This is a genomic window from Moritella marina ATCC 15381 (genome assembly GCF_008931805.1).
Taxonomy (GTDB): domain Bacteria; phylum Pseudomonadota; class Gammaproteobacteria; order Enterobacterales; family Moritellaceae; genus Moritella; species Moritella marina.
The window spans coordinates 2,198,078-2,209,705 of sequence record NZ_CP044399.1 but is presented as its reverse complement, the minus strand read 5'-3'; the positions used below and the strand labels follow the sequence as shown (position 1 = coordinate 2,209,705).

Sequence of the window (11,628 nt, the reverse complement as noted above, 5' to 3'; positions counted from 1 at the left end):
AAGAGTATATAAGTTCCATACTTCAAAGACTTCAAGGTTTTGCTGTCCACTTCCTTTTACTCATATCTACCATTATGTACATCCTTACCTTTTGGTGTTGGCCTGAATGTCACTTAAGGTTTTTTGGAAAATATCCATCGCGATGGGATTACTCTGAGCGATATTGCTGATTTTATTAATAAACGCTTGTAAATAGCCTACCTCGTCTTCAATTACCGCTAACTTATTTTCTAACTGAATAATTTTCTGTGCCATATCAATGTCGCTTTGCAAATAGGAAAGGAGCTTTATGTTGGACTGAACAACAGGTTTTCCTCTTAAGAGTCTTTTCTTCTCCTTAAACTCATTCTTTATATTTGAATATTGATCAAGTGTTTGTCTTGTTATTGATATGCCAAGCTCTACATTAATCTTGGTAACTAACAAATCCCACGTTAGTCTACCTTCCCAACTACGAATGAGAGTTTGTATTGAGATTTGCTTGTTAGTTCCTAATAACTTTAGAGCCATAAATTAAATCCTTTAAATTGAACTAAGAAAGCCAAGAAAGTTATCTTTTGCATTAAACTCCTCGGATGGTCGTGTCTTTGCCTCTATTGCGGCTTTCAGTGCTTCTTCGGTATTCGGGAGGGAAAGTGTGCGTTGCTCTACAATTTGTGTCTCTAGGTTCGTCACTCGCATTATATTAGAACGTGATAGGATTCGAATGATAGAACCTTCCTTAGTCTTTTCATCAGACATCACGTCAATTAGTTTTTTTAACATACATGTGTTTTTATAATGCGTTACATACCATTCTTGTTTTCCCTTGCTAGAGGTAAAGTCAAGCGCTCCTTGGACCATTTCTAATCGTTTTGTTTGAACATTTAAATCATCCCTCAACTGGCAAATGGCATCCTCATCATGGGCAACGTGGCATGACGAAGAACATAAGGTGCATTGAGATTCAAAATCATTCATGTAGGTACAAGGAGATAGCGTCAAATTTTGAGCGCAAAAACCGACCTCCGTAACAAAAGTTGGGGATAGGTTTTCAATGGCAATATCGTATTGCTCCTTCTTCTGTAGACGATTTTTAATATTATCTTGCACATCGTCATCACTTTCAGAGTCAAACATAATATCGGCAATGACAGAGGCTTTCTGAGCATCTGTAGTATGGATGTATTGCAAAGTCTGCTCTGGACTTTTCCTCCCTGACAGCAATGAAATTAATAAATGAGGTAGTCTTTGTTTCGCCAAGTAATCATTTTGCCAATGCCGGAATTGGTGAGGGTTAATACCAAACTCAGATGAAAAACCATGTTGCTCGAAAATAGTTTTCTTCGTTCCAAATTTCTTTAGGTGGTTCGCAAAATGATTTTCTAGGGAACTTATAGCAACCAATGAAAAAGATGACCCGCAAACTTGGTTATTCATTTGCCTTTCAGTGAATGTAAATAGAGCGTCAGCATAATTTACTTTCTTCGCTTGTCCTTGATTAAGTCCCTTCAGTCTATCTTTGTTAAGTGACACATAATAATTTTGAAAATCAGCAACAGTAAGGGAATTGTCATCGTTAAGTAATGAACTCATATTTCCTTGATATCTTGAACCAATTAATTGCTCAGTTAGTGGGCAACCTGCAATAAGCACCAACTTATCAAAAGGTGATAGGTCTGCTATCGATTTGACGTATTTTAGTTTTCTTCTTCTAGAAGTTTGGAGTGCAATCGCTCCCTCTGTATCTTGTGTAACTCTGACTGTTTTATTCGTACCATCGAAAAAACCCAATAATAAACCAAGGTTTATTAATGAGGTCGGTTTACTCATTGATGAATTGAGTCGAGATAGGTTGTCTTCGCTGGGGGAAAACTCACCCAGCACGCTCTTCAGAGGTAGCTTAGGTTCTTTGTAGAACCTTGCCAATACCCTTGCCGGTTCGGTGACTAACCCCATAAGGTGCAATGCTCTGTCTAAGCTTTCTGCCATTTCTCGATTAAAATGCTTTTGGTTATCTAAGTAACCTTTGGAACCTCGCCAGTTAAGGAAATAAACGGTTTCATCTTTCCCATTAACAACTTCCGTTATTGATTTTAAACGTTGCTTGCTCAAGAGGACTTGCTCTGCTGCTACTCGGTTGGGTGAAGCCATTGCTAGCGCTGACATCGTGCAGGTAAATACACCCCGTTGCTTCAAAGTTGGGTGTGTTAACGAGTCCCAGTTAGTGGTATCAGAACTATCGTCATTTTTATATGCAGGGATAACGTCATGAAAAATAGCACAAAGTGCCAACAAACTCTTCTCATCAGGCAGTTTACTTTTTTCCGCTTTGATTGCGTCATCTCCTGACTTGGTGCGGGTGCTACCCTTGGACGTCTGCGGAATATTAGGATTACACAATGACGGGATCATTTTGTGCTTATTAAGCCACTCGAAAAATGTAGTTAAAAACTGCGTGTTGTTCATTTCCTCAATGACACGTTGAATTTCGACCGTAGACATGAATGCTATATTTTGATTAAGGTGAGCCAAAAACCTTCGCGCGATTGCTTGTTTACCTTTTTTATTGTTAGTCGAAACATTCTCTTTTAACACGTCGAGCGTGTAGCTAAAAAGCAATTGATGAGACTCTTGTGAAAGACGATCATCCTCGGTAAAAGTACTATTGAATTTCGGACTGACCTTATTCAAATTGTTAAAATAGATGTTCTGAGTGATACCACCTGCATTAGTGAAATTGACGGCAATATCATCCCATTGTGCTTGTTCACCTTGTGGATTAGTGAAGCCTATTAGTGGCTGCTGCATCTTCTTTGTGATGTAGTTTTGCTGATTAACAATATAACGATTGATTACAGCCATTATTTACCTCCCAGTTTCAATATTGCTCTTTCATTACACTCAGCGATGGTTGCCTTAATATAAATGATGATTTTCTTGAGCATTTTTGTCGTTGCTGGATGCCCCGATTGAGCGTTTTTTTTCAGTTTATGCAACGCTTTATCGAGGTATTGTTGATGATTTGCTGTTTCAAGTGGTCGGAAATTATTACACGGGTAACATGCCATTGGTGCGCCTCCTTTGGATTCACAGCTAGAACAGTTGGCAGGGGTTAATTTATATCCCATTTCTTCATCAAACTCATTTTTAACGCTAAATCCTGCTTTTTTTTGAAGCTCTGCGACTGAGATGGAATCAAAGAGTTTGATAATATGATTACCTGCATAGGCTTCGTCCACCTTTACTCGCACTTGCACTTTTAGGTCAAGATAAGGTTGGATAGCATTAATAGTAACTCCCGTGATATTACTGATTTGTGCGGGACTAAATCCCAACTTTGCAGCTTGTGTTAACTGTGTATGTCGCCAACGGTTATTGCTTAACATCACCCCCTCCATTGGGTGGCGGTCACTGGCTGGATTGAGTTTTTTAAATAGATACTTGATACTATTTCTTATTGAAGTTGCAGATGAATGGTATGCCTCAGAGGTAATGCTAACCGCATTGAAAAGTTCTTTTTTAGATGTAAAATTAGAGGAAAAAAGAGTTTGGTCTGGGAGTAAAGGGAGGCACATCATAATCTCATTGATTTCATCTTTATTGAGATAAACTCCTTTCTCGTTGAGTTGATGAATGAGAAATTCTTGATACGCCTGAAAATAACGTAAAATTAGATGTGAAAAGTTAGGCTCTAGTCGGTGAGATCGAGGTTCAGCATTATAACGAAACCTCCCATCTTTGCCTTTAAAGGTGCGTATATGTAATTGCTCCACATCGGAAAACATGTGTTGAGTGAGTGGTTCCCAATTACCATTCGTTTCTTTAGGACTTGTAAACGTCGTTCCTACTGGTAATGTATCACACCATTTTATCTGACGAAGTTGAGTGGGGCGTCGGGTTATCGCAGTAATTAATTGCGAGGCAATTACGTTTCGGAATCGAGTGAACTGTTGACTAGCTTTCACAGGTTGAGATAAGCATTCGCTTGTCTCAATGCGAAGTGCCTCTTGTATATTATCCTGTTCAATTTGGCTGTAAGAACCTTTCTTTGAATCAAGAATGGCGCCCCCCCTCATCGAGATTATTTCAGTCGAAAAATCCTTAATGGCATCATATAGAGGTTTAAGCGTTTTCGATGCATACCGAGTGAAAATGGCAGTTAAAGCAGATTTAACCCCTTTTTTCTTTATGTTATTAAGCGTTAGCCACCACGCTTCAAATGCACTTAAATCAAGGTGTTCTGCAATGGACTTCAAGTAATAGCAATGCGCCACCATTGAACCATGGGCGCTACTCTTTGCTGCATGAGCAATAGCAAGTCTTAAATCAAGGAATGTAAACTCATCCAAATCCACCTTATGCATCCATTCCAAATAAAGTGACTTTTTGTAGCCCAACTCCCATGAATCACAGAGAAAATCAAAGGTATAACCATCTTCTTTTGAAGTGAACTCCCTTTGACCTTTGTAGATGTGTTTTAGGTTAGCGAATTGTTTTTTATTCATTATTGCTTCCCAAGTCAGGTACGGTTTTGTTTTGATTGACAGCCGATAGTTCACTCACTTTGACAGCGATCTTAAATTCATTGTAAATCAGTTCCATTTTAGAGTTCTCAACCCAACCCATGCAGTATTTACGCATATCTTCAATTTGATCTTGGTCATAACCCGCAGCTTCAGCTTTATCAGTGAAAATTTCATTCCATTTGTAGCGCAATAAATGTGGATGTAGTTTATGGTTTATCGTGTTGCCGAATTTAACCACTATATTATACGTGCTATCATAAGTAATTGGTTTTCCTTGTGAAACTCCTTTCTCTGAAATGAAAAGGAAGTCATGTTCAATAGACTTTATGTACTGAGTTCTTACGGTGTTGATATAAAGCTTGATGTGTTTCATCAGCTCTGGGGATATGGAAACAGATAGTGCTTTGGTTTTGTTCTTGGCTGGATTGCGTCTTCTGTCCGTCGAATCATTCGGTGTTCTGGTAAGCAAAAAGCGAGGGTTATCCCAGTTGTCAATCAAGTCACTTACTTTCAGCTTCAGCACCGCCCCAATCCGAACACCTGTTTCAATCAAGATTTTCATCAGGAGCTGATTTCTCAACTTACTCGATTTGAATGGATTTCGTTCTGAGGATGTTTTGATTACCTCAAGCAAATCAAAGAAGTTATCGCTGGGCAACACGGACTCGAAAGGGTCTCTTGTTTTAATATTATCTTTGCGGGTGTCAGAAATGTATTTGTTTATATAAAGCTGAAACGCTCTGAATTTGTTATCAATTTTTACAGTTTCATTTGTTGAGGTTTTATCGTAATGATGGCAAACATATAGATATTCAATATAGCTTCTTAGTCGAACAAGCCTCTGCTTACAGGTATGAGAGGAAACGTGAGGAATACTATTACTAGTTGCATGAATCGCTTTCTGAATACGTTTATCTGAAATGTTCACCACTTTCGATATTTCGGCGTTATTATTTGCATCGAAGGGCCGTTTTGAGGCTAGTACAAAGCAATCAATTTCTGAGCTTGAAAGGAAAATCCCACTAGTAACACGCGCCACTAAATTAATATTGTTAGTTGCAAAATGAGAGTACAAAAACTTTAATTCATCGGCGTATTTTTTTAGCGTATTAAAAGCTGGAGCTTGTGTTGATGTGCCCTTTGAAAGTGGGGAGTTGTGATTTCCATTGAGGTATGCGTTTAGATATAGGCACACTGGGAAGATCCCATTGCTGATAACTAATGGGAAGGGTATGCCTGACGTATCTCTGTAAACCTTGACCGTTATATAATTCATTACAAAACCAAATGTAACCTGCACATAAGTTAAACATAGTTGACTTTTTAATTTTGTAAAGGAAAAGGACTCAAAAAGTCCCTTTGTGCTTCTATTTAGCGGCGTTTGTGATTGGTATGATTCTTTACAAATCTAATTTACCAGAGAACTCACATAAATCCTCAATCATACAAGAGCCACAACGCGGTTTACGTGCAATGCAGGTATAGCGACCGTGTAAGATTAGCCAGTGATGTACATCAACTTTAAACTCTGCTGGGATGACTTTAAGTAACTTTTCTTCAACTTGATCTACGTTTTTACCCATCGCCAGTTTAGTTCGATTAGATACGCGGAAAATATGTGTATCAACAGCAATTGTAGGCCAACCAAAGGCGGTGTTTAATACCACATTTGCAGTTTTCCGACCGACGCCCGGCAGCGCCACTAAGTCTTCAAGACTTTCGGGAACCACACTGTTGTGTTTCTCTATTAATATCTGACAAGCTTTGATGACATTATTGGCTTTCGAATTATATAGACCAATGGTTTTAATATAGGTTTTTAGCCCTTCAACACCTAAATCAAAGATAGCCTGAGGTGTGTTAGCGATTGGAAATAGTTTATCCGTGGCCTTATTGACACTTACATCGGTTGCTTGTGCAGACAGTGTTACAGCCACAAGTAACTCAAATGCTGAAGCGAAGTTTAACTCAGTTTCAGGATGGGGGTTGTTGTCACGCAGACGCTCTAAAATGATGCGGCGTTTATCTTTGTTCATGCCTTTATCCTATAAAAAGGCCATGCTGATCGTAAATCAGCATGGCTTAAGTAAGTGGTCTTAATTATTGGTTATGGTATCTGATAGTTAATGAGTTGTTGAATCTGTTTCTGTGACAGGTTTTACGTCATCATTGACTTCAATAATTGGCTGCGCTTTACGGCGTTTATCCAGCTGCTCGTCAATAGCATGTTTGAACGCCATTAAAAAGCCCATGCCGATGAATGCACCGGGTGCTAAAATTGCTAATAAGAAACTGGTATCAGCATGAAAAACTTCAATGCGTAATACACTTGCCCAATCACCTAATAGTAAATCCATGCCATCAAATAAGGTACCTTGACCGAGTACCTCACGAATTGCACCTAATACGATCAATACACTGGCAAAACCCAGTCCCATAAAGAAGCCATCAGCAGCAGAAGGTAATACTTTATTGCGTGATGCGAATGCTTCAGCACGGCCGATGATAATACAGTTGGTTACAATCAGTGGAATAAAGATCCCCAGTGATTGATATAATTCATAAACGTAGGCGTTCATTAATAACTGTACGGTCGTTACAAACGAGGCAATGATCATCACGAAAATAGGAATACGGATCTCTTTCGGTACGTATTCACGTATCAGTGAAATAGTGGTGTTAGAGGCAACAAGTACTAATAAGGTTGCAATACCTAAGCCCATAGCATTGGTAACGGTTGCCGTTACGGCAAGTAGGGGACAAAGTCCTAATACTTGTACTAAACCGGGATTATTTTTCCATAATCCCTGGTAGATAATATCGCGATATTGGCTCATGATTTACTCCAACAAGAAGGCGCGTTGTTTAAGTTAGAAAACTGTTCTGACTGATAAAATGTAAGGATATTTTTCACTGAACCCACAACGGCTCTGGGTGTGATTGTAGCGCCAGTGAAAGAATCAAAGTCACCACCATCTTTCGTCACTGCCCAAGTATGTGCATTTTCTTCGGTTAATGTTTGATCAACAAAATCATCTAGCCAGTTTGATTTTCGGTATTCGACTTTATCACCCAACCCCGGAGTTTCATTGTGTCCTAGAATACGAACACCTGTTACTTTTCCGACAGTATTAATACCGACAACGAGTTTAATATTACCGCTATAACCTTTTGGCGCGATACCTTCTATCGCGTAGCCTATTGGTTTGTTATTTTTAGTTGCAGTGAAGATACGCTGTGGTTCCGAGGAACCTAGCAGTGCTTCATTTGTCATTAATTTACAGCTTTGAAAGATATTATTATCATGGCTGTCTTCTGGTAATAATTGATTAATAATTTTCAACAGCTGAGTTTGTTCTTGCTCGGCAATACGATCTTTCGTCACGGCATTCGTGATCGCAACTACAGAGGTACACGCTAAGGCGAATATGGCCAGGATGCCACCATTTTTTCTCATAGATACTAGCATGGTGATCTCCTATTTATGACCGTATACACGGGGTTGAGTATAATAATCTATTAATGGCACGCACATGTTGGCAAGTAAGACCGCAAACGCCATTGCATCAGGGTAACCGCCCCAAGTTCGAATGATATACACTAATGCACCGATTAATGCGCCGTATATTAGTCGACCTTTTGGTGTTGTTGATGCAGATACTGGATCTGTTGCAATGAAGAACGCGCCCAACATGGTGGCCCCTGAGAACAGGTGGAATATTGGTGAGCCCACTGAATCAGGTTCCCAAAGGTAACCAATGAAGCTAATAGCAAACAAGCCACCTAACAAGCCGGCAGGGATATACCATAGGATCGCGCGCTTGCTCATTAGGTAAACACCGCCAGCAAGGAAAGCTAAGTTGATCCACTCCCAACCTAAACCGGATAACCAGCTAAATTGTTCTTTAGTTTGTATTTCACCGACGGTGTTCCCCATCGCCAGACCTGTTTTTAAAGTATCAAGCGGGGTTGCCATGGTGATGCCATCAATATTTTGCATCAGTTGATGGGCTGTATGTCCGTCGAGGGTGACGCCAGCAAAGATAACGTTGAATACATCCCATAATGATAATTCATAACCTGTAATCTCACTTACTGGTGGCCAAGTGGTCATTTGTAGTGGGAATGAAACCAGCAGCATCACATAAGCGACCATGGCAGGGTTGAAAATATTTTGACCTAAACCACCGTAGAGGTGTTTTGCAATACCAATGGCAAATACAGCACCCATGATACTGATCCACCAAGGGGCGAAACCAGGTATCGAAATACCGATTAATAAACCAGTCAATAAAGCGCTATTATCTTGAACGCGGCTGAGTATGGGTTGCTTGCGTAATTTCAGGATTACTGCTTCAGTGACGATGGCTGCAAAACAAGCCAACACGATATGAATTAGGTTACCGGCACCAAAAAAATACCATTGCGCGGCAATACCTGGGATTGTAGCCAAAATAACGGTACGCATCAGTTTACTGGTGCTGCTACCACTGTGATTATGGGGAGAGCTTGCTAATCTAAATGCCATGTTATTTGTCACCAAGTTGGGCTAGTTTTTTTGCTTTCGCTTTTGCTATCGCTGCGGCAATAGCTGCTTTTTTCTTATCAACAGGTTCGGTCGTTTGAACTGTGTCACTTGAATCATTTTTTTCTACAGATACAGAGTCTTTAGTCGTTGTTGCAGCTGTATTTTCCTGAGCAGCCAGTTTCTTGGCTTTCGCACGGGCGATTGCAGCAGCGACGGCGGCTTTCTTAGCGTCAACAGCGGGGGCTGGTGAATCAGCTTCATCAGTCGTTGGTGTCACTGTATTTGCTTGAGCAGCCAGTTTCTTGGCTTTCGCACGGGCGATTGCAGCAGCGACGGCGGCTTTTTTAGCATCAACAGCAGGTGCAGGTGAATCAGCTTCATCAGTCGTTGGTGTCACTGTATTTTCCTGAGCAGCCAGTTTCTTGGCTTTCGCACGGGCGATTGCAGCTGCAACGGCGGCTTTCTTAGCGTCAACAGCGGCTGGTGATTCAGCTTCATCAATTGTTGGTGGAACTGTATTCTCCTGAGCAGCCAGTTTCTTGGCTTTCGCACGGGCGATTGCAGCAGCGACGGCGGCTTTCTTAGCGTCAACAGCAGGTGCAGGTGATTCAGCTTCATCAGTCGCTGGTGTCACTGTATTTGCTTGAGCAGCCAGTTTCTTGGCTTTCGCACGGGCGATTGCAGCAGCGACGGCGGCTTTCTTAGCGTCAACAGCAGGTGCAGGTGAATCAGCTTCATCAGTCGTTGGTGTCACTGTATTTGCCTGCGCAGCCAGTTTCTTGGCTTTCGCACGCGCAATCGCATCCGCAACAGCCGCTTTTTTAGCCTCAATTGCTGGGCTCGTTGTCACAGCTGCAGGTTGCGAAGATTCAGCTTCACGTTGTGCTCTCGCAGCTGCTTTTCTCGCTTTACGCTCAGCAATGACTGCTGCATTGTCTGGCACAGCTGCAGCGTTGCTTGAAGCTGCGGCTTTCTTGGCTTTCGCACGGGCAATGGCATCTGCAACAGCAGAGCCTTTACTTGCTTGGCCGTCAGCAGCTTGTTCGGCTGCTTTCGCTTTTTGGATGCGTTCCATTGCCGCCTTAACGGGATCTTCACCGGTTGTTGCTTTTGCAGTAGCACGGCGTTTTTCAGCAGCCTCTTTTTGGCGCTGTTCACGTTGGGCTTTTTCCAAAGCTAAGCGTTCATTACGTTTTTCAAATCGCTCTTTAGCAATGGCTGCAGCAGCAAGTTCAGCATCGCTTTCACGTACTTCAACTTTAGCAATACGATATTGGTGTACAAGCGGGATCTGGCTTGGGCAAACATAACTACATGCGCCACATTCGATACAATCCATCAGATTGTAATCTGCTAATTTTTTAACATCTTTCGCCTGGCTATACCAATGTAATTGTTGTGGTAATAGATCAACAGGACAGGCCTCGGCGCATTCACCACAGCGAATACAAGCATCAGGTTCTCTGACTTGCGGAATTTCATCCTTAATTGGCGTTAAAATGCAGTTACCGGTTTTGGTTAAAGAAAATTGAGCGTGGGGCAGGGTGAAGCCCATCATCGGGCCACCATAAATAATGGCCGCTGCTTTGTCTTCATTACATTCAAATTCGTCAAGTAGGGCTTTAATCGGCGTACCAATCAACACTTGCACATTACATGGTTGTGGAAAGGCTTTACCTGTTAACGTCACGATACGGCTTAACAGTGGCTGGCGATCGATAATTGCTTGTTTAACAGCATAAACTGTACCGACGTTTTGCATCACGATACCAGATTGTGCAGGGATCTGCCCTTTGCTGATTTCCTTACCCGTTAACATTTTGATTAGCTGTTTTTCACCGCCATTCGGGTATTTTGTCGGTACTTTATGCACGACAATATCATCGTTTAGCTTAAGCTTATTGATCGCGGTTTCTAGCGCTTGTGCTGCATCAGATTTATTATCTTCAATACCAATAACACAAAGAGCAGGCTTGATCATGTGACGTAATATTTCAATGCCTAGAATAATATCGTCAGCACGCTCACGCATTAATACATCATCAGAGGTGATGTAAGGTTCACACTCAGCGGCATTGATTAATAAGAATTCAATCGGTTGCCTGTCGCTTAATTTAACGGCAGTAGGAAAACCTGCGCCACCCATACCAGCAACACCTGATTGGCTTATATGCTGTTGTAATTCTGCCGTTGATAACTGTTTATAATCTAACGCTTGTTGTGCCGGTATTGCATCATCTAATTGATCGCAAACAAGCTTGATTGCAATTTCGGGCGTAGCTGATGGGTGAGTACTTGGATACTGGGCTATATGTTCGATTACGCCTGATGTAGGGGCATGAACTGGCACCGTCATAAATGAATCTGACGCTGTTAGTGGCTGACCTTTTAGCACGCGATCGCCGATTGCAACGAGGATTTTACCGCCTTGGCCAATATGCTGTTTAACAGGAATAATAAGGTGTTTAGGAATACGTGCAGTGGTAATGGCTAAACTTGTAGACTGCGTTTTGTTTTCTTGTGGGTGTACACCACCAAGATAGCGCCACAGTTTACCATTTTTTATTTGTTCGATTAATGACATCATGTGAC

General features: G+C 41.4%; 9 protein-coding genes. All 9 read right to left on the bottom strand.

The features are described from left to right. Positions 1 to 84 precede the first annotated feature (84 nt). The 9 genes from FR932_RS09935 to rsxC all read right to left on the bottom strand — a co-directional run bounded on the left by FR932_RS09935 (position 85) and on the right by rsxC (position 11,623). Positions 85 to 510, bottom strand: coding sequence for a hypothetical protein (locus FR932_RS09935; RefSeq protein WP_019440461.1), 426 nt, complete (start codon positions 508 to 510; stop codon positions 85 to 87). Between the two features lie 12 nt (positions 511 to 522). Continuing rightward, positions 523 to 2,844 carry a hypothetical protein gene (locus FR932_RS09930; protein WP_019440460.1) on the bottom strand — a complete coding sequence of 774 codons (2,322 nt, stop codon included), beginning with the start codon at positions 2,842 to 2,844 and terminating at the stop codon, positions 523 to 525. Then, on the bottom strand, positions 2,844 to 4,487 hold the full coding sequence (locus FR932_RS09925) for a hypothetical protein (RefSeq protein WP_019440459.1): 1,644 nt from the start codon (positions 4,485 to 4,487) through the stop codon (positions 2,844 to 2,846). Before FR932_RS09925 ends, FR932_RS09930 begins: the two co-directional genes overlap by 1 nt. Then, entirely contained in the window at positions 4,480 to 5,784 is a 1,305-nt protein-coding gene (locus FR932_RS09920; protein ID WP_019440458.1) for a site-specific integrase, read from the bottom strand. The genes FR932_RS09925 and FR932_RS09920 overlap by 8 nt, the downstream gene beginning before the upstream one ends. 124 nt (positions 5,785 to 5,908) lie before the next feature. Further along, complete coding sequence (gene nth / locus FR932_RS09915) at positions 5,909 to 6,544, bottom strand: endonuclease III (protein ID WP_019440457.1); 636 nt, start codon at positions 6,542 to 6,544, stop codon at positions 5,909 to 5,911. Positions 6,545 to 6,631: 87 nt separating this feature from the next. Next, positions 6,632 to 7,345 (bottom strand): electron transport complex subunit E, encoded by a 714-nt coding sequence (locus tag FR932_RS09910; protein ID WP_019440456.1) that lies wholly within the window; start codon positions 7,343 to 7,345, stop codon positions 6,632 to 6,634. Next, positions 7,342 to 7,977: an electron transport complex subunit RsxG gene (gene rsxG / locus FR932_RS09905; RefSeq protein ID WP_019440455.1), complete on the bottom strand. Its 636-nt coding sequence runs from the start codon at positions 7,975 to 7,977 to the stop codon at positions 7,342 to 7,344. Before rsxG ends, FR932_RS09910 begins: the two co-directional genes overlap by 4 nt. Positions 7,978 to 7,986: 9 nt before the next feature. Further along, positions 7,987 to 9,036 (bottom strand): electron transport complex subunit RsxD, encoded by a 1,050-nt coding sequence (rsxD, locus tag FR932_RS09900; protein ID WP_019440454.1) that lies wholly within the window; start codon positions 9,034 to 9,036, stop codon positions 7,987 to 7,989. A 1-nt stretch (position 9,037) separates the two neighbouring features. Further along, complete coding sequence (rsxC, locus tag FR932_RS09895; RefSeq protein WP_151676831.1) at positions 9,038 to 11,623, bottom strand: electron transport complex subunit RsxC; 2,586 nt, start codon at positions 11,621 to 11,623, stop codon at positions 9,038 to 9,040. Positions 11,624 to 11,628: the final 5 nt, after the last annotated feature.

Bases quoted from the DNA above. Each gene is read 5' to 3' on its own strand.
- rsxC (WP_151676831.1), bottom strand. From the start codon at position 11,623: ATGATGTCATTAATCGAACAAATAAAAAATGGTAAACTGTGGCGCTAT.
- FR932_RS09920 (WP_019440458.1), bottom strand. From the start codon at position 5,784: ATGAATTATATAACGGTCAAGGTTTACAGAGATACGTCAGGCATACCC.
- rsxD (WP_019440454.1), bottom strand. From the start codon at position 9,036: ATGGCATTTAGATTAGCAAGCTCTCCCCATAATCACAGTGGTAGCAGC.
- FR932_RS09930 (WP_019440460.1), bottom strand. From the start codon at position 2,844: ATGGCTGTAATCAATCGTTATATTGTTAATCAGCAAAACTACATCACA.
- FR932_RS09935 (WP_019440461.1), bottom strand. From the start codon at position 510: ATGGCTCTAAAGTTATTAGGAACTAACAAGCAAATCTCAATACAAACT.
- FR932_RS09910 (WP_019440456.1), bottom strand. From the start codon at position 7,345: ATGAGCCAATATCGCGATATTATCTACCAGGGATTATGGAAAAATAAT.
- nth (WP_019440457.1), bottom strand. From the start codon at position 6,544: ATGAACAAAGATAAACGCCGCATCATTTTAGAGCGTCTGCGTGACAAC.
- rsxG (WP_019440455.1), bottom strand. From the start codon at position 7,977: ATGCTAGTATCTATGAGAAAAAATGGTGGCATCCTGGCCATATTCGCC.
- FR932_RS09925 (WP_019440459.1), bottom strand. From the start codon at position 4,487: ATGAATAAAAAACAATTCGCTAACCTAAAACACATCTACAAAGGTCAA.